At 64.7% G+C, this 17,460-nt stretch carries 15 protein-coding genes; 9 read left to right on the plus strand and 6 right to left on the minus strand.

What is annotated here, in order from left to right:
- Positions 1–10 precede the first annotated feature (10 nt).
- Positions 11–517, minus strand: coding sequence for a MarR family winged helix-turn-helix transcriptional regulator (locus tag XH84_RS29745; protein WP_128920658.1), 507 nt, complete (start codon positions 515–517; stop codon positions 11–13).
- 404 nt (positions 518–921) lie between these two features.
- Between XH84_RS29745 and XH84_RS29750 the strand changes: the two genes are divergently transcribed.
- Positions 922–2,478, plus strand: coding sequence for a porin (locus XH84_RS29750; RefSeq protein ID WP_128920659.1), 1,557 nt, complete (start codon positions 922–924; stop codon positions 2,476–2,478).
- Between the two features lie 261 nt (positions 2,479–2,739).
- Here XH84_RS29750 and XH84_RS29755 read toward each other — a convergent pair whose 3' ends face one another.
- From XH84_RS29755 to XH84_RS29765, 3 genes are all read right to left on the minus strand, one after another.
- Positions 2,740–3,213 carry a GcrA family cell cycle regulator gene (locus XH84_RS29755; protein ID WP_164936406.1) on the minus strand — a complete coding sequence of 158 codons (474 nt, stop codon included), beginning with the start codon at positions 3,211–3,213 and terminating at the stop codon, positions 2,740–2,742.
- 71 nt (positions 3,214–3,284) lie between these two features.
- On the minus strand, positions 3,285–3,482 hold the full coding sequence (locus XH84_RS29760; RefSeq protein WP_007603456.1) for a hypothetical protein: 198 nt from the start codon (positions 3,480–3,482) through the stop codon (positions 3,285–3,287).
- Between the two features lie 201 nt (positions 3,483–3,683).
- The gene (locus XH84_RS29765; RefSeq protein ID WP_128920661.1) at positions 3,684–4,625 is read right to left on the minus strand and encodes an acetamidase/formamidase family protein; all 942 of its coding nucleotides are present in this window, start codon (positions 4,623–4,625) and stop codon (positions 3,684–3,686) included.
- A gap of 167 nt (positions 4,626–4,792) precedes the next feature.
- On the opposite strand from XH84_RS29765, the gene XH84_RS29770 reads away from it, so the two are divergent.
- The 4 genes from XH84_RS29770 to XH84_RS29785 are packed head-to-tail and all read left to right on the plus strand — an operon-like array spanning position 4,793 to position 8,792.
- Positions 4,793–5,560: a YdcF family protein gene (locus XH84_RS29770; protein ID WP_164937403.1), complete on the plus strand. Its 768-nt coding sequence runs from the start codon at positions 4,793–4,795 to the stop codon at positions 5,558–5,560.
- Between the two features lie 57 nt (positions 5,561–5,617).
- Positions 5,618–6,400 carry a DUF169 domain-containing protein gene (locus XH84_RS29775; RefSeq protein WP_128920663.1) on the plus strand — a complete coding sequence of 261 codons (783 nt, stop codon included), beginning with the start codon at positions 5,618–5,620 and terminating at the stop codon, positions 6,398–6,400.
- 9 nt (positions 6,401–6,409) lie between these two features.
- Entirely contained in the window at positions 6,410–7,588 is a 1,179-nt protein-coding gene (locus XH84_RS29780) for a saccharopine dehydrogenase family protein (protein WP_128920664.1), read from the plus strand.
- 28 nt (positions 7,589–7,616) lie between these two features.
- Positions 7,617–8,792 carry a saccharopine dehydrogenase family protein gene (locus tag XH84_RS29785; protein ID WP_128920665.1) on the plus strand — a complete coding sequence of 392 codons (1,176 nt, stop codon included), beginning with the start codon at positions 7,617–7,619 and terminating at the stop codon, positions 8,790–8,792.
- A gap of 108 nt (positions 8,793–8,900) precedes the next feature.
- Here XH84_RS29785 and XH84_RS29790 read toward each other — a convergent pair whose 3' ends face one another.
- Positions 8,901–11,204 (minus strand): GumC family protein, encoded by a 2,304-nt coding sequence (locus tag XH84_RS29790; RefSeq protein ID WP_128920666.1) that lies wholly within the window; start codon positions 11,202–11,204, stop codon positions 8,901–8,903.
- 204 nt (positions 11,205–11,408) lie between these two features.
- On the opposite strand from XH84_RS29790, the gene XH84_RS29795 reads away from it, so the two are divergent.
- The 3 genes from XH84_RS29795 (at position 11,409) to XH84_RS29805 (ending at position 15,628) form a co-directional block, all read left to right on the plus strand.
- Positions 11,409–12,542: a glycosyltransferase family 4 protein gene (locus tag XH84_RS29795; RefSeq protein ID WP_128920667.1), complete on the plus strand. Its 1,134-nt coding sequence runs from the start codon at positions 11,409–11,411 to the stop codon at positions 12,540–12,542.
- A 117-nt stretch (positions 12,543–12,659) separates the two neighbouring features.
- The gene (locus tag XH84_RS29800) at positions 12,660–14,207 is read left to right on the plus strand and encodes an undecaprenyl-phosphate glucose phosphotransferase (RefSeq protein ID WP_164936407.1); all 1,548 of its coding nucleotides are present in this window, start codon (positions 12,660–12,662) and stop codon (positions 14,205–14,207) included.
- 164 nt (positions 14,208–14,371) lie between these two features.
- Positions 14,372–15,628, plus strand: a complete 1,257-nt coding sequence (locus XH84_RS29805; protein WP_164936408.1) for an O-antigen ligase family protein — start codon at positions 14,372–14,374, stop codon at positions 15,626–15,628.
- Here the strand turns inward: XH84_RS29805 and XH84_RS29810 are convergent.
- Positions 15,597–16,073 (minus strand): MarR family transcriptional regulator, encoded by a 477-nt coding sequence (locus XH84_RS29810; RefSeq protein ID WP_164936419.1) that lies wholly within the window; start codon positions 16,071–16,073, stop codon positions 15,597–15,599. The two genes, XH84_RS29805 and XH84_RS29810, sit on opposite strands and share 32 nt — an antisense overlap.
- Positions 16,074–16,220: 147 nt before the next feature.
- On the opposite strand from XH84_RS29810, the gene XH84_RS29815 reads away from it, so the two are divergent.
- Entirely contained in the window at positions 16,221–17,417 is a 1,197-nt protein-coding gene (locus XH84_RS29815; protein ID WP_128920671.1) for an FAD-dependent monooxygenase, read from the plus strand.
- Positions 17,418–17,460 lie beyond the last annotated feature (43 nt).

Consider the following 17,460-nt stretch of genomic DNA (forward strand, 5'->3'; position numbering starts at 1 on the left):
GCCCTCAGGCCTAGAAGTCGAGCGAGATCCGGACGCAGGCCTTCTCGAGGCGGTTCTTCAGCGTCGCGAGCTTGGTGGTGAATTCCGTCAGCTCGTCCTCGTCGAACTCCTGGAAGACGAACTCGCGAATCGTCTTGTATTGCTCGTGGAGGCTCGCGATGTGCTTCTGCGTCTTGTCGGTCAGCGACAACCGCACCACGCGGGCGTCGGTCGGCGAGGGGCGACGGCGCAACAGCGCCTTCTTCTCGAGCAGCTTGGACTGGGTGGTGACGAAGGACGGATCGACGTGGAGCAGCTTGGAGACGACGTTGACCGGGATACCGTCGTCCTTGTCGAGGTCGGAGATGGCCATCAGGATCAGCCATTGCGGGCCGCTGATGCCGAGCGTCTTCGCCCAGAACTGACGCAGCTCCTCCAGATACATGTTGATCGACGATATCTCCCAGGTGAAGCGCCTGATGATATCCAGATTGCCGATCGAGCGCAGGCGCGCTCCTTCTTTCCTCGTCGCGGACACAGCGTCACTCCCGTGAACCGATTTGTTCAGGCCGGTGTTCGTGGAAGGCCATAGTCCACGCAAGCCTGCTCTGACGCAAGTGCAGGGCAGGGTAATTTCGTCACTAAAACTACAAAGATGATCAGCTCAGTGATTGCCCCCCCGCAGGCCACGGTGTGGCGCGCGGGGCACAGGTTTAGCAAAACCGAAAAGCTGACCTAATAAACTATTTTGATTACCGAACGACGCAGGCATATTGATCTTCGACGGTGGGGGGTACTCGATCGTCCCGTTGCAGGTGGTTCGCTCACGTTCCTCGCGTCGAAAGCGGGAGTGTCCGAAAGCGGCCGAGCGGATTTGAGAGGCGGGGATCTTGGGGGGCCTCACGGTCCGTCTCCGCAAAATGAGCAACTTGGAGGTTTTAAATGAAAGTGGTGAAGAGCCTTTTGCTCGGCACTGCGGCGGGTCTGATCGCCGTCGGTGGAGCCCAGGCGGCCGATCTTCCGGTCAAGGCCAAGGCGGTCGAGTACGTGAAGATCTGCTCGCTGTACGGCGCGGGCTACTACTACATCCCGGGCACCGACACCTGCATCAAGCTGGGCGGCTACGTGCGTGCCGAAGTGGCGCTCAACGCCGGCGGCAATTACAGCGCCCAGTACAACGGCGTGTTCGCGGCCACCAACCGCCTGAACAACTACTACTCGATGCGCGCTCGTGAAGATCTCAACATCGACACGCGCACCGCGACGGAATACGGCGTCGTCCGCACCTATTTCGACGCGGTCTTCACCTGGACGACCGGCAATTACGGCGGGACCGGTTCGGCCACGGGCGCGACCCAGTACAGCGGCACGATCGGTCTCAACGCGGCCGGCACCGGCCTCACCGGTTCGGGCGGCGGCAGCATCAACGGCACCGACGGCAACATCTCGGGCGGCGCGCTCGGCGTCTACTACGCCTTCATCCAGTTCGCCGGCTTCACCATGGGTAAGGCGGTGTCGCAGTTCGACGCGCCCTGGATCAACTATCCCGGCAACAACTTCGATCAGCTCGTCGGCGGCAGCGGCACCACCAACGGCGTGGCGCAATTCACCTACACGGCCGACTTCGGCCAGGGCGTCACCGCTGCGTTCTCGGCGCAGGACCAGACGCAGGTCTACCAGACCAGCCTCTGGAACACGGCCGGCATGTCGACCACGGGCGTGCTCGGCGGTGCCTACGGTTCGAACGACATCGGCGGCAGCCGCTCGCCGGACCTCGTCGCGATGGTTCGCGTCGATCAGGCCTGGGGCCTGTTCCAGGCCTCGGTCGCGGCTCACGACAACCATGTCGCCTATTACGGCGCCAGCGAAGTCACCGGTCATCCGGAAGACAAGTGGGGCTGGGCCGTTCAGCTCGCGTTGGGCATCAAGAACATCCCGACCGGTGCCGGCGACGTGATCAACATCTCGGGCGTCTACACCGAGGGCGCGAGCCGCTACAACTTCCAGGAGCTGGCCGCGACCAGCTACTCGATGTTCGGCAGCTCGAACGCGGCCTATCAGAGCATCGGCTTCGCCGGCGTGTCTGACGCGGTGTTTGCTCCGGGCGGCCAGCTCGAGCTGACCAAGACCTACGGCTTCCGGGGCGCCTACACCCACAACTGGAGCCCGTACTGGAACACGGCGCTCTACGGCGCGTGGGCTGCGGTCAACTACAGCGGCACGGCCAAGGGCCTGATCTGCGGCAGCGCCGCGTTCGCCACCCTGACCGGCACCTGCAACCCGGACTTCAACATCGGCCAGGTCGGTGTCATCACCCGCTGGACGCCGGTGAAGAACCTGACCTTCTCGGCTGACTTCACCTACAGCCACCTCGATCAGAAGTACTCGGGCGCGATCACGACCGCAGCGCTGACCGGCGTCGCCAAGCCGGCGGCGACCTACGAGCTGAAGGACCAGGACACCTACAGCCTGCTCCTGCGCGCCCAGCGCAACTGGTAAGCTTCTGGGTCCTTCGATCCGACACAGCCCCGGCGGGACACCGCCGGGGCTTTTTTTGCGCACGTTCGGCACTTCTCGTCGTCCGTGCGGCGGACGAAGACGAGCTATGCGATTCAATCGCGCCAGATTAATTTACTTACATGAGTTACTAAGCTATATAGCTCCTAGCCAGATACGAAAGTTGCGGCTCTTAGCTTCACGCTAAGCCTCCAGAAACCTCCGGCGATGCCCCGCCGGAGGTTTTCATTTTCGGCCTGGACTTCAGCCCCGCATCACGCGCGCACGGGCGTTCGGCCGGTAGGCGAGGCGGCTGTGGCCGGCGCAATAGGGCTGGCCGTCGGGCGCGGAATTGCCGCAGAAGCAGAAGTCCTCGGCGCCCGGAGTCGAGATCGGCCAGCGGCAGCGGTTCTCGGCAAGCTCCAGCAGCGAGCAGCGATTGGCGTCGTCGATCGGCCCCGTCGCCACGGGGGCGTCGGTGTCGCCATAGATCGTGGCGAGCATCTCATATTGCAGCCGCGGCACGGCCCTCTGCGCCCGCGCCGGGCCCCGATCCTGAACCTTGCGATCGTCGTTGGTCCGGCCACGCGTCAGGTTGAGGCGGGAGAGCTTGCCGATCACGGCGTTGCGGCTGACGCCGATGTCGGCGGCGATCTCGCGGCAGGAGAGGCCGGCCTCGAAATGCCGCTTCAGGAGCTCAATTCGTTCGTCGGTCCAGGTCGGTGAGAGAACAGGCATTGGTAACGGTCCCAGGTTGCAGATGTCGGCCATCCGCCTCGAGATCCGTCCGCCTCACGTTCGGCGCGCGCTCACGTCCTGCCATTGTCGCGGATCGACAAGAGCCCGTCCTTGATGGCGAGACGGATGCCTTCCTCGATCAAGGTACGTGCGACGCCGGGAACGCTGGTGCCGTGGGTGCCCTGTCTCACCAGCTTCTCCAGGTAGGTGATGGTCGAGAGCGCCAGGGTTACGGGAATGCGGTCAGTCTCGGCTTTTTCGGTGGCCATGGCCCGAACGCTAGCCTCTTACTCGGGTACATAAAAGTAACGATTAAGACTCTATTTAGGTTCAGGGGCGGAAGTCAAATGCAGGCTGAGCTTGACGCTCAGCGTGTTGGAATCGCACGGGAAATTAGTCGCGACCGAGCGCGCCGCGCGGAGTACGGGCGGCGGTGTGGCGTCAACAGGTTACGGAAACGGCGTCCGAGCTCAGCCGTGCACGATCGCCTTTTCGATCATGCAATGGATGCCTTTGGCGCCGTTGACGGTCTGGGTGACCCTGAGATCGGCGGCCAGGCTGCACAGCGTGTAGGCGTCCTCGCGCGACAGGTTTCGCGTCTCGCCGAGCAGCGCGATCATGTCGCGCAGCGCGCGCACCACGCATTGGTCGAGGTCGGGGTCCATCGCCATGGTGATGTAGTGGGTCGCCGTCTCGGCGCGGGGATAGTCGAGCTTCAGGTCCTTGCGCAGCGCCAGGCGGAAGCGGCCCTGCAGCGCGGTCTCGATCGCGGTGACGCAGACCTCGCCGTCGCCTTGGACGCCGTGGCCGTCGCCGCAGGAGAACATCGCCCCCGGCACGAACACCGGCAAATAGAGCGTCGCGCCGGCGCCGAGCTCCTTGTTGTCGAGATTGCCGCCCATCGCGCGCGGCACCAGCGAGGAGATGCGGCCCCAGGCCGGTGGCGGCGACACGCCCATCACGCCGAAGAACGGCTTGAGCGGCAGGTCGAGGCCCCACGGCATGCGGCCGGTCATCCTGGTACGGTCGAGCGGGATGTTGAGGATGCGGGTCTCGTGAAAATCGTCGGGCAGGGTGCCGGACAGCGGCTTGATCATGTTCCAGCCCCAATCCTGCCGGAGCTGAACGTCGAGGATCTCGACCGCGAGTACGTCGCCGGGCTCGGCGCCCTCGACGGCGATCGGGCCGGTCAGAATGTGGCCGGGCAGCATGCGCTCGTTGCTGGCATGAACCTCGAGCATCTCGGGGGGAATGTGAAACTTGTCGCGGTCGGGCAGCATGTCAGGCCCGCCGCTGATGGTGTCGACCGTCACCTCATCGCCGCTGGCGATGGTGAGGACGGGCTTCAGCGCGGCTTCGAAGAAGCCCCAATGGCAGGTTTTGGGACTGGAATGCAGGTGGTGATGGGTCATTTGCCGCGTCCGGTCGCTTTCATCAGGCCAGGCTTGACCCGGCGCTCGATCCTCTTTCAAGAAGCTGTCTGAAGATCGCCGGGCAGGTCAAGCCCCGCGCAGACTGGCAAGGTCATTCCCGCGAGGCTCCCCTGTTTTTCGTCCTGTCCAAGACCCTCGGCACTGCGCTGCTGCCGATCAACCTTCTGGTCGAGCTCGGCATCGTCGCGCTGGTGCTGATGGCGACGCGCTTTGCCGCGCTCGGCCGCAAGCTTGCCGTGACCACGCTGGTGTTGCTGGCGCTGGCGGCGTTCTCGCCGCTCGGCAATCTCTTGATCTATCCGCTGGAATCGCGCTTTCCCGCGTGGGACGCCTCGCGCGGCGCGCCCGACGGCATCATCGTGCTCGGCGGCTCGGTCGACACCGATCTTTCGGCGGCGCATCGCACGCCCGTCGTCGCGCACGCAGCCGATCGTCTGTTCGCGCCGGCCGAGCTCGCGCGCCGCTATCCGAACGCGCGCATCGTGTTCACCGGGGGGAACGCGAACCTGGTTTCGACCGAGGCGAAGGAGGCCGACTATTCCGCGCCGATCCTGGAGAATCTCGGCATCCCGAAAGAGCGTCTGATCCTCGAGCGCAATTCGCGCAACACCTGGGAGAATGCGATTTTCACCAAACAGCTGGTGACGCCGAAGCCGGGCGAGCGCTGGCTGCTGGTGACGTCGGCCTTCCACATGCCGCGCTCGATGGGAATCTTCCGCAAGGCCGGATTTGACGTCGAGGCCTATCCGGTGGACTGGCGGATGGGCGGACGTGACGATCTCTTGTCTTTCACCAATATCGGCGCGGACGGACTAGGCCGAACCGAAGTTGCGGTGCGCGAGTGGATCGGGCTCGTGGCTTACCGCCTGATGGGCAGGACCGGCGAGTTGCTTCCGGGACCCGGCAAGGACTAGAACGAGAACCGCAAAACAAGAATACGCGGCGCACGATCGCTGCGTCCGGAGGAAGCCATGCAACAGCACAGTGCAGACAGCATCGATCTTGCCGGCCTCGTCGCCGATCTCAACAGCCTGCTGCGGTTGAAGACGAATGTGATCGGCATGAAGTTGTTCGCGCAACCGGCGGAGATGGAGGCGATCCCAAAAATCCGGCGGCCGAACGCGATCCACACCACCGACCAGATCGTCAGCATGGCCGCGCGGCTGGGCTGGACTGTCGGCATCACCGCCGACGATCTCGTCGGCGCGCAGTGCCGCGCGGTGATCGGCCTTGCGCCACAGGACGACAAATGGCGCGCCGGTGAAAATTATGTCGGGGTCTGGCACGGCACGGCGGAGGACGCGCGCAAGCGGCAGGAGGCGCTGGACGTTGTTCCGTTCGGACAATATCAGGCGCTCGCCGTCAGTCCGCTCGCGAGCGGGCGGCTCGATCCGCCCGACATCTGCCTCGTCTATGCGACGCCCGGGCAGATGATCATCCTGATCAACGGGCTGCAATATACCGGCTACAAGAAGTTCGAATGGGGCGTGGTCGGCGAGACCGCTTGCGCCGATTCCTGGGGGCGGGCGCTCAAGACCGGGGAGCCCAGCCTGTCCTTGCCATGCTATGCCGAACGGCGCTATGGCGGCGTGCCGGACGAGGAGATGCTGATGGCCTTGAAGCCCGCGCATCTCGCCAAGGCAATCGAGGGCATGAAGGCGCTGGCCCGGAACGGCCTGCGCTATCCGATCCCGCCCTATGGCATTCAAAGCGACGTCCGTGCCGGCATGGGCGTGAGTTACGCGAAAAAGTAAGGGACGACCATGAGCTCTGCGAAATTCGACATCGTCGTCTACGGCGCAACCGGTTTCACCGGCCAGCTCGTCGCCGAGTATCTGACGAGGCAATACAAAACTGACAATTCGCTGAAATGGGCGATGGCCGGCCGCAGCCTCGGCAAGCTGAAATCGGTACGCGATGCGATCGGCGCGCCCGGGAATACGCCGCTGATCGTTGCGGATGCGTCGGACGCGGCCTCGCTGAGGGCGATGGCGGAGCAGACGATGTCGGTGATCACGACGGTCGGTCCGTATCAGCTCTATGGCGAGGAATTGCTCGCGGCCTGCGTTGCGACCGGCACGGATTATTTCGATCTCTGCGGTGAGCCGATCTGGATGCGGCAGATGATCGACAAGTACGAGGCGGCTGCGAAAGAGAGCGGCGCGCGCATCGTGTTCTCCTGCGGCTTCGATTCCGTGCCATTCGAGCTTGGGACTTTCTTCGTGCAGGAAGAGGCCAAACGCGTGTTCGGCGCGCCCGCCGCGCGCGTGAAGGGCCGTGTGCGCGACATGCGCGGCACGCTGTCGGGCGGCACCGCGGCAAGCGCGAAGGCAACCTTCGACGCGGTCGCCAAGGACATCAGTCTGATCGCGATCCTGAACGATCCGTTCGCGTTGACGCCGGGTTTCACCGGCCCGAAGCAGCCGAAGGGCAACAGGCCGGTGCTTGAGGAGGATCTGCAATCCTGGGCCGCGCCGTTCATGATGGCGCTGATCAACACGCGCAACGTCCATCGCTCCAACATGCTGATGGGTTTCCCGTATGGCCAGGACTTCGTCTACGACGAGATGGTTTTGACCGGCCCCGGCGAGCAGGGCGAGGCTAACGCCAAGCGCGTGATGGCGGCGAACGCCGAGAAGACCGGCCCGAACGCGCCGAAGCCGGGCGAGGGGCCGTCGAAAGAGGAGCGGGAGAACGGCCGTTTCGACCTTCTCTATGTCGCGATTGCCCCCGACGGCCGCATGGTCCGCGCCGGCGTCACCGGCGACCGCGATCCCGGCTACGGCTCGACCTCGAAGATGATCTCCGAATGCGCCATCTGCCTGCTGCGCGACGCGACGGACGTTCCGGCCGGCTTCTGGACCCCGGGCGCGGCGATGCAGCACAAGCTGATCAAGCGGCTGCGGGACAATGCGGGGCTGACATTCGCCGTGGAAGCATAACGTCCACGCCTCCGAGGACGCGCGATCCATGTCAGCGAAGTTCGACATCGTCGTCTACGGCGCTACCGGATATACCGGCCAGCTCGTTGCCGAGTACCTCGCCGCGCACTACGTCGGGGACGGGGCGCCGACATGGGCGATGGCAGGACGCAGCAGAGACAAGCTCACGTCAGTTCGCGACGCGATCGGCGCACCTAAGGACACGCCGCTCATCGTTGCCGACGCAGCCGATCCCGCATCGCTGCAGGCGATGGTGGATCAGGCGAAGCTCGTCGTCACCACCGTCGGTCCGTACCAGCTTTATGGTTCCGATCTGCTCGCCGCCTGCGCCGCGTCGGGCACCGACTATATGGACCTCTGCGGCGAGCCGATCTGGCTAAAGCAGATGATCGATATGCATGAGGCGGCCGCCAAGGCGAGCGGCGCGCGCATCATGTTCTCGTGCGGCTTCGATTCCATTCCGTTCGAACTCGGTGCGTTCTTCGTGCAGGAGGAAGCCAGGCGCGTGTTCGGAGCGCCTGTATCTCGCGTCAAGGGGCGCGTCCGCGACCTCAGCTGGAAGTTCTCCGGCGGCACCTCGGCAAGCGCGAGGGTCACCTTCGAAGCAGTTGCGCGGGATCTCAGCCTGGTGTCGATCCTCAAGGACCCCTTCGCGTTCACGCCCGGCTTCGAGGGACCGAAACAGCCGCGCGGCAACAAGCCTGTTTTCGAGGAAGACCTGCAATCCTGGTCCGCGCCGTTTGCGATGGCGACGCTGAACACGCGCAACGTCCATCGCTCCAACATGCTGATGGGATTCCCGTATGGCCGGGATTTTGTCTACGACGAGATGGTGCTGACGGGGACAGGGGACGAAGGGCAGGCCAACGCGAAGCTGGTCATGGCCGCCAACAGCGAAAAGACCGGCCCCACAGCGCTCAAGCCGGGCGAGGGGCCGTCGAAGAAAGAGCGCGACAACGGTCACTACGACGTGCTCTATGTCGCGATCGCGCCCGACGGCCGTCAGGTTCGTGTGGCGGTGAAAGGCGATCTCGATCCCGGCTATGCCTCAACGGCGAAGATGATCTCCGAATGCGCCATCTGTCTGTTGCGCGACACGCCGGATGTTCCGGCCGGTCTCTGGACGCCGGGCGCAGCGATGCAGCACAAGCTCATCAAGCGGCTGCGGGACAATGCGGGGGTGACGTTTGAGGTTGAGACGTAGCTCGGCATTGTTGGGTGGGCCCCCGGGCCAAAAGACGTCTGCAAATTAGGCGCCTCTAAAGCTCCCCCCGACTTTGTGCAAAGCCCTTACAAGGGGAGCGGGTAAGACCTACGCCGCCACCACGCGCGGCGCTTCCGTCGCATTCGAGGCCTGCACCGGCTTGCTCAGCATGGTCACCTCGCTGAAGCCGACCTCTCTCAGCTGCTCGCACATCAGGTTGCGCGCGTCGGGCGCCATCGCGGTATCGGGCACCACGACGGCGCGGGCATGCGCCGTCAGCAGTTCGGCCGGAAGGTCCGAGGCGCTGCCGGCGTCGATCAGGACGTGATCATAGGCGCGCAGCAGTGCGTCGATGGCGAGCGTCACCCGCGGCGATTGCAGCAGGCTGCGATCGAAGCCGGGACGGCCGGCCATCACCAGATGCAGCCGCGACAGCTTGTCCCGGGTGATAACTTGCGCGAACGACGCCTCTCCTTGCATCAGCTCGGCAAGGCCGGGCGCCGAAGCGTCGACGCACACCGCGGCAATCGTCGGCGAGGACGCGGCGAGATCGACCACGACGACGCGCGCCTCGCGCGCCAGATGCCGGGCCAGCGTCAGTGTCGACAGCGTGATGGCTTCGCCTGAGGCAGTGCCGAGCACGGTGACCTTCTTCGCTGCAGCGCCGGCGGCGCGCAGGCGGTCGGCCAGTTGCTCGATCTCGGCGAATTCGGTGACGTCCGCATCGGTCGTCATCTCCGGCTGCAGCGGTACGGGCTCTTCCAAATCGGGATCGATGCGGGGCTCGGCGGTCGGTTCGACGACCGGCTGGACTGCCGCCTCCTGGCGCACCGGCGCCTGTGCCGGGAAAACCGCCGCCACCGCGCGCGGTGCGGTCTGGCGCAACAACTCCCCGGTGACGACGACGCCGGACGATAGCAGCAGCGTCGCGATCGTCGCGATCAGCACGATCGGCAGCTTCTTCGGATAGGCCGGCGTGTTCGAGACGATGGCGCGCGAAATGATGCGGCCATCGGTTGGCGCGGTGTCGATGGTCTCGCGGGTGTTGGCCTCGCGGTACTTGGCCAGGTAAGTCTCGAGCAGATCGCGCTGCGCCTTGGCTTCGCGCTCGAGCGCGCGAAGCTGGACGTCCTGACCGTTGGTCGAGGCCGCCTGCTTCTTGAGCTGCTCCAGGCTCACGGTCAGGCCGTTGACCCGGCCTTCGGCAATGCGCGCGTCGTTTTCGAGTGAGCGGGAGATCTTGGCCGCCTCGTCGCGGATCTGGGTATCGAGATCGCCCAATTGGGCTTTCAATTCCTTGATGCGCGGATGGTTGCCGAGCAACGTCGAGGACTGCTCGGCAAGCTGGGCACGCAGCGTGACGCGCTGCTCCGACAACCGCCGCACCAGCTCGGAGTTCAGCACCTCCGACGCCTCGATCGGCTTGCCGCTCTGGAGCATCTCCTTGATCAGCCGCGCCTTGGATTCGGCGTCCGCCTTCATCGAGCGCGCATTATTGAGCTGGGTGTTCACCTCGCCCATCTGCTGGTTCGACAGGGTGGTATTGTTGGTGCCGACGAACAGGCTCGACTTGGAACGGAAATCCTCGACCCTGGCCTCGGCGTCGGAGACCTTCTTGCGCAGATTCTCAATTTCCCCGGCGAGCCACAGGCTCGCGTTCTTGGCCTGCTCCTGGCGCGCGCCCTGCTGGAGCACGAGATAGCCGTCGGCGATCGAATTGGCGACGCGGGCCGCAAGCTCGGGATCGGCGGATTGGAATTCGACCACGATCACGCGCGACTTGTCGACGGCATAGGCCTGAAGGCGCTCGTAATAGGCATCGAGCACGCGCTCTTCCGGCGTCATCGAGAACGGATCGCGGCCGATACCGATCATCGCGGCCAGCGACTTCAGCGGCGAGACGCCTTGCAGCACCGGATCGAATTCGGGACGTTCGGCGAGCTTGTTCTTCTTGATGATCTCGCGTGCGAGATCGCGCGACAGCACGAGCTGCACCTGGCTGGTGACGGCCTCGGCGTCGAGCGCCTGCCGCTCCTCGGTGCGGTCGCTGTTCGGGCGCAGGAACACGTTCTCGCGGCCATCGATCAGGATGCGCGATTCGGACTTGTAGCGCGGCGTGACGAGATTGACGGCGGCAATCGAGGCGACGAGCGCCAGCACCGTCGGCACGACGATCCAGCCGCGCTTGCGTGCCAATGCGGCACCGAGCGCGTGCAGGTCGATATCGCCGGATTCGACTTGCGTCTGCTTCGTGACGATCGGCGCAGGCCTCGCTTCAATCCTGGGCTCGACCTTGACTTCAGCCCTTTCAGCCTTGACTTCAGCTTTGGGCGCGACTTCGGCTCTGGGCTTTGACACGGCCCGCGCAACCACCGCCTTGTCCTTGCCGGCACGCCAGAACGCTAAACGCATCGAACACTCCCGCAGGGGCAATGCCACCAAGCTAACTCAACCGGGGCGATTACACTCCATTAAGGTTGCCGCTGGGTTAATCGGAGCATCCGGCGATCGTTGCGGTCGTGCCGGTCACCGTTTGTTAACCACGAGGGCTCTTAATCCGTCTCGATATTTCCAAGGAATTGTTCGGCACACGTCGTCGAGCGCTGGTTTTGATTCATGCCACTCTCTCTTGACCGGCCGCTTCGCATCCTGCACGCCGTGCGCGCTCCGGTCGGCGGTATCTTCCGCCACATCCTCGACGTCGCCAATGGACAGGTCGACCGCGGCCATCATGTCGGCATCCTCGCCGACAGCCTCACCGGCGGCGAACGCGCCGACAAGGCGCTTGCCGAGCTCGCGCCGCGGCTGAAGCTCGGGGTGCACCGGCTCGCGATCCGCCGCGAACCTTCGCCGGACGATGTCCTGGTGTGGCTGCGGATGCGGCGCCTGATCGCCACGCTGAAGCCGGACGTCATGCACGGCCACGGTGCCAAGGCCGGCGCCTTCATCCGGATGCGGCGACGCTCCGACGACACCATCCGCATCTACACGCCGCATGGCGGCTCGCTGCACTATCCGCTCAACACCTTCAAGGGCGAGTTCTACGCGCGGCTGGAGCGCGCGCTGATGGATTCGACCGACCTGTTCTTGTTCGAGAGCGCATTCGCCCGCGACACCTATCAACGCATCGTCGGCACACCCAAGGGCGTGGTGCGCTGCGTCTTCAATGGCGTCACGCCCGAGGAGTTCGAGCCTGTCGTGACCGCCGATGATGCCACCGACCTCTGCTATGTCGGCGAGTTCAGGCACATCAAGGGTGCGGATCTCTTGGTCGAGGCCGTGGCGCGCCTGCACGAGGGCGGCAAGAAGGTCACGTTGACGCTCGGCGGCGACGGCGAGGAAACGGCGGCCCTGAAGGCGCAGGTCGAAAAGCTCGGCCTGTCAGGCGCAATCCGCTTCATCGGCCACGTCAAGGCGCGCTACGGCTTCTCCAAAGGGCGGCTGCTCGTCGTCCCCTCGCGCGGCGATTCCATGCCCTATGTCGTGATCGAGGCGGGCGCGGCCGGCATCCCGATGATCGCGTCCAGAATCGGCGGCATCCCCGAAATCTTCGGGGCGGAGAGTCCGGCCCTGTTCGCGCCGAGCAATTCCGAGGCCATGGCCGAGGCGATCGCCGCAGCGCTCGACGATTCCCAGGTAACGGCACAGCGCGCGGCCACCTTGCGCGAACGCATCTCCGCACATTTCTCGCAAGCCGCGATGGTCGACGGCGTGCTCGCCGGCTATCGCGACGCATTTGCCAATCATTAACCATCCTTAAGCCCGCTTTAGAGAATCTTCCGATTTGTTCGATAGTCGAAGGGCCAGGGGATGCTCGCCCGGGCGCTCAAGGCCGTGCCGCGGGCTTTGGAATGGACGTGGACGCCCGTGGAACCGCTCAACGCACGCTCGATGCTCGACGCCGCGACCAGCGCTGCGGCGAAGCCCGCTGACCAACCCTTCGTCGAGCGCCGTCGCCGGCTGACGCCCGCCGCGCTCGAAGTCGTCAACCAGAAGGTCGCCCGCGCTTATTCGCCGATCGTGATCGCCGGCTTCGTGCGCCTGGCCGACTTCACGCTGCTGAGCCTCGTCGGCATCACGCTCTATGTCGGCTATGTGATGCCGCTCTCGGGCTTCAACTGGGTCTATCCCGCGGAGGTCGTCGCCGTCGCGGTCGCCGCCGTGATCTGCTTCCAGGCCGCCGACATCTATCAGGTGCAGCTGTTCCGCGGGCAGCTGCGGCAGATGACACGGATGATCTCGTCCTGGTCGTTCGTCTTCCTGCTGTTCATCGGCATCTCCTTTTTCGCCAAATACGGCAGCGAAATCTCGCGGCTGTGGCTTGCCGCCTTCTACTTCCTCGGGCTCGCCGCGCTGATCGCCGAGCGTCTGGTGCTGCGCTCGCTGGTGCGCGGCTGGGCGCGCCAGGGCCGGCTCGACCGCCGCACCATCGTCGTCGGCTCCGACAGCAACGGCGAGCAGCTGGTCGAAGCGCTGGAGGGGCAGGAGGATTCCGACATCCACGTGCTCGGCGTGTTCGACGATCGCAACGACAGCCGCGCGCTCGACACCTGCGCCGGCGCGCAGAAGCTCGGCAAGGTCGACGACATCGTCGAATTCGCTCGCCGCACCCGCGTCGATCTCGTGCTGTTCGCATTGCCGATCTCGGCGGAGACGCGCATCCTTGAGATGCTGAAGAAGCTCTGGGTGCTGCCGGTCGACATCCGTCTGTCCGCGCACACCAACAAGCTGCGCTTCCGGCCGCGCTCCTATTCCTATCTCGGCGAGGTGCCGACGCTCGACGTGTTCGAGGCCCCGATCACCGACTGGGACCTGGTGATGAAATGGCTGTTCGACCGCGTCGTCGGCAGCCTTGCGCTGCTCGCAGCCCTGCCGGTAATGGGACTCGTCGCGCTCGCGGTGAAGCTCGACAGCCCGGGACCGGTGCTGTTCCGCCAGAAGCGTTTCGGCTTCAACAACGAGCGCATCGACGTCTACAAGTTCCGCTCGATGTATCACCACCAGGCCGATCCGACGGCCTCGAAGGTCGTGACCAAGAACGATCCGCGCGTCACCCGCGTCGGCCGTTTCATCCGCAAGACCAGCCTCGACGAGCTGCCGCAGCTCTTCAACGTGGTCTTCTCCGGCAACCTGTCCCTGGTCGGCCCGCGCCCGCACGCGGTGCAGGGCAAGCTCCAGAGCCGGCTGTTCGACGAGGCCGTCGACGGCTATTTCGCCCGCCACCGCGTCAAGCCGGGCATCACCGGCTGGGCCCAGATCAACGGCTGGCGCGGCGAGATCGACAACGAAGAGAAGATCCAGAAGCGCGTCGAGTTCGACCTCTATTACATCGAGAACTGGTCGGTGCTGTTCGACCTCTACATTCTCCTGAAGACGCCGATCTCGCTGCTGACCAAGAACGAGAACGCGTACTGAGTTGAGAGTTCTCTGTCATGCCCCGGCTCGACCGGGGCATCCAGTACGCCGCGGCGCCAACTGTTTTCCACAACAGGCGCCACGGAGTGCTGGATCGCCCGGTCAAGCCGGGCGATGACAGCAGTGTTTGTGGCGTAAGAGTTGCGTAAGCGTATGAGCATGTGATGGCGTATGCGGCGACAGCCGATGGAGTGAGATTGGCTGCACCGGCTGCGCCCGGCGTGCTGGCGCTGCAGCGCGCGCTGGTGTGGCTGGTCGGCGCCTCCGGCGCAATCGTCTTCATCGAGCCGAGCCCCTACGAGATCATGACGCTGCTCGCGGCGGTCACGTTCTTCGCCACCGGTCTTCGCTTGCGGCTCGCGCTGATGCCGCTGGTCGCGCTGCTGGTGCTGCTCAATGTCGGCTACACGATCAGCGCGATCCCGCTGTTCGAGCAGTCCGAGGTGGTGAGCTGGATCGCGACCTCCTGGTACATGGCGGTGACCGTCGTATTCTTTGCCATGGTCATGTCCGAGGACACCGCGGCCCGGCTCGACATGCTCTGCCGCGGGCTCGTTGTCGGCGCGATGGTCGCTTCGCTCCTGGCGGTCGCCGGCTACTTTCACCTCGTGCCCGGAGGCAACGACCTGCTCACGCTCTACGGACGCGCGCGTGGCACGTTCAAGGACCCGAACGTGCTCGGCGCTTTTCTGATCCTGCCGGCGCTGTTTGCGCTCCAGAGCGTGGTTTCGGACAAGCTGGCCAAGGCGTTTCGCAACGTCATCGCCTTCGGCATCATGTCGCTCGCGATCCTGCTCGCCTTCTCGCGCGCCGCCTGGGGCGGGCTGGTGCTGACTTCCGCCTTCATGCTGGCGCTGATGGTGCTGACCGGCCGCACCAACGCGCAGCGTTCGCGCATCATCGTCATGGCGATCGTGGCCTCCGTGCTGGGCCTCGCATTGATCGCTGTGCTGCTGTCGTTCGATTCCACCGCAGAGATGTTCAAGCAGCGCGCGAGCTTCGACCAAAGCTACGACGAGGGTCGCTTCGGCCGGTTCGGCCGCCACATCCTGGGTGCCGAGATGGCGCTCGACCTGCCGTTCGGCATCGGCCCCTTACAATTCCACCGCTTCTTCCCCGAGGACACCCACAACTCCTATCTCAACGCCTTCATGTCCGGCGGCTGGCTGTCCGGCGTGTGCTATCCGGCGCTGGTCTTCACCACCGTGATCACAGGCTTCCGCCACATCTTCGTCCCCGTGCCGTGGCAGCGCGCTTATCTGGCCGTGTTCTCCGCCTTCGTCGGCACCGTCGGCGAAAGCTTCGTGATCGACACCGACCACTGGCGGCATTTCTGGATGATGCTGGGCGCGATGTGGGGCATGATCGCAGCCGCGCAGATCTACAAGATCAGGGCTGGCGAGGACGCGTCTTCAGCTTGAGAGCCGGCCGCTTCTCCGGTGGCGTGTCGAGCAGGCCCTTCAGGGCCTCCGTCGCCGCGAGCACACCCTTGTAGCCCTCGTTGGCGAACCGCAGCAGCAGACGCAATTCCTCGTCGGAATAACCACCTAACACCTTCTCCATCGCCTGCTGCATCGGCACGTAGAACTGGCCGATCTTCATCGCCGCCTCCGGCACGACGGCGATGAAGACCTTGCGGCGGTCCTTCTCGTCGCGCTCGCGGCGCACCAGGCCGGCCTTTTCGAGCCGGTCGACCACGCCGGTGATCGCGCCGGTCGTGAGGCCCGTGACCTCGGCGAGCCTCCCTGCGGTGACACGGCCCTCGAGATACAGGATGTCCATGCATTCGAGGTCGGAATTGGCAATTCCAGCAACGTTGGCAACGGTTTGCCCATAGAGCACGCCTTGCGCCGACGACCTGCGCATCGCCTCTTCAAGCTCCTGCAACAGCGCAGCGCGCACCTTCGTCCTTGACAAGGCTGACCTCATATCTTAGGCGGTGTATATCTTAGTTGCTAAGAGATTTAGCAACCGTAATTTCTCCTAGCACCACGGAAACGTCGGGAGCAAGCCATGCCTTATCGTCCCCGCAAGGCCCTGATCATCGGCGCCGGCATCGCCGGTCCGGTGGCCGCGATCCTGCTGCGCCGCGCCGGCATCGAGTCCGCGATCTACGAGGCCTGGCCCTATTCGAAGGGCATCGGCGGCGGCCTTCAGATCGCGCCGAACGGTATGCATGTGATGGACGAGATCGGGCTGGCGAACGAGTTGATCAGCCGCGGCTCGGTCGCGGAGTCGTTCGACTTCTATTCGCAAGGCGGCACGATGCTCGGGTCGATCAACCGCGACATGGTACGGCGCTTCGGCCAGCCGGCTGTCAACGTCTGCCGTGCCACACTGAACGAAATCCTCATCGACAAGGCCTGGTGCGCCTGCGTCTCGCTCTATTTCGAGAAGCGCCTGATCAAGATCGAGGACCGCGGCGACCAGCCGGTCATTGCCTATTTCGCCGACGGCACCACGGCCGAGGGCGACTTCCTGATCGGGGCCGACGGCATCCACTCCGTGACGCGACGCCAGGTGGTGCCGGACGGCCCGCAACCTTTCGACACTGGACTGATCGGCTTCGGCGGCTTCGTGCCGCACGCAGTCCTCGACGGCAGATCGATCGGCCGGCACGTCGAGACGACGTTCGGCCAGAGCGGCTTCTTCGGCTACGGCTATTGCAGCCCGGATCCGAACGATGGCGTGATGTGGTGGAGCACGCAGCCTGCGCACGGCATGGACGCGGCGATGTTTCGTGCGCTCGACCAGGCGACACTGAAGCAGCATCTGCGGGGCTTCCATCGCGGCTGGCACGATCCGATCCCTGATATCATCGAGGCCGCCGAGAATATCGTGGTCACCGACACGCTCGACGTCGCGACCTTGCCGGCCTGGTCGCGCAAGCGCTCGCTGCTGATTGGGGACGCCGCGCACGCGACCAGCCCCCATGCCGGTCAGGGCGCTTCGCTGGCACTTGAGGATGCGATGCGGCTCGCGCGCTTGATGCAGGAGGGCCAGGAGCTCGGCGCCACTTTCCAGGCCTTCGAGGCTGAGCGTCGCCCGCGTACCGAGAAGATCGTCGCGATAACGCGCCGCAACGGCAACAGCAAGCGCGAATTCAGCGCCACCGGCGCGTGGATGAGAAATCAGATGCTGAAATGGCTGCTGCCGCTGGGATCGAGGAGCATCGATTTCATGTACGCTTATGACGCGCGCGCGGTATAGCGGCACAGTACCGCAGGGGTGGCAAAGCGAAGCGTGCCCACCA

The sequence above is a fragment of the Bradyrhizobium nanningense genome, from assembly GCF_004114535.1.
Taxonomy (GTDB): Bacteria; Pseudomonadota; Alphaproteobacteria; order Rhizobiales; family Xanthobacteraceae; genus Bradyrhizobium; species Bradyrhizobium nanningense.

Bases quoted from the DNA above. Each gene is read 5' to 3' on its own strand.
- XH84_RS29750 (WP_128920659.1), top strand. From the start codon at position 922: ATGAAAGTGGTGAAGAGCCTTTTGCTCGGCACTGCGGCGGGTCTGATC.
- XH84_RS29755 (WP_164936406.1), bottom strand. From the start codon at position 3,213: ATGCCTGTTCTCTCACCGACCTGGACCGACGAACGAATTGAGCTCCTG.
- XH84_RS29760 (WP_007603456.1), bottom strand. From the start codon at position 3,482: ATGGCCACCGAAAAAGCCGAGACTGACCGCATTCCCGTAACCCTGGCG.
- XH84_RS29765 (WP_128920661.1), bottom strand. From the start codon at position 4,625: ATGACCCATCACCACCTGCATTCCAGTCCCAAAACCTGCCATTGGGGC.
- XH84_RS29775 (WP_128920663.1), top strand. From the start codon at position 5,618: ATGCAACAGCACAGTGCAGACAGCATCGATCTTGCCGGCCTCGTCGCC.
- XH84_RS29780 (WP_128920664.1), top strand. From the start codon at position 6,410: ATGAGCTCTGCGAAATTCGACATCGTCGTCTACGGCGCAACCGGTTTC.
- XH84_RS29785 (WP_128920665.1), top strand. From the start codon at position 7,617: ATGTCAGCGAAGTTCGACATCGTCGTCTACGGCGCTACCGGATATACC.
- XH84_RS29790 (WP_128920666.1), bottom strand. From the start codon at position 11,204: ATGCGTTTAGCGTTCTGGCGTGCCGGCAAGGACAAGGCGGTGGTTGCG.
- XH84_RS29795 (WP_128920667.1), top strand. From the start codon at position 11,409: ATGCCACTCTCTCTTGACCGGCCGCTTCGCATCCTGCACGCCGTGCGC.
- XH84_RS29805 (WP_164936408.1), top strand. From the start codon at position 14,372: ATGGCGTATGCGGCGACAGCCGATGGAGTGAGATTGGCTGCACCGGCT.
- XH84_RS29810 (WP_164936419.1), bottom strand. From the start codon at position 16,073: ATGCGCAGGTCGTCGGCGCAAGGCGTGCTCTATGGGCAAACCGTTGCC.
- XH84_RS29815 (WP_128920671.1), top strand. From the start codon at position 16,221: ATGCCTTATCGTCCCCGCAAGGCCCTGATCATCGGCGCCGGCATCGCC.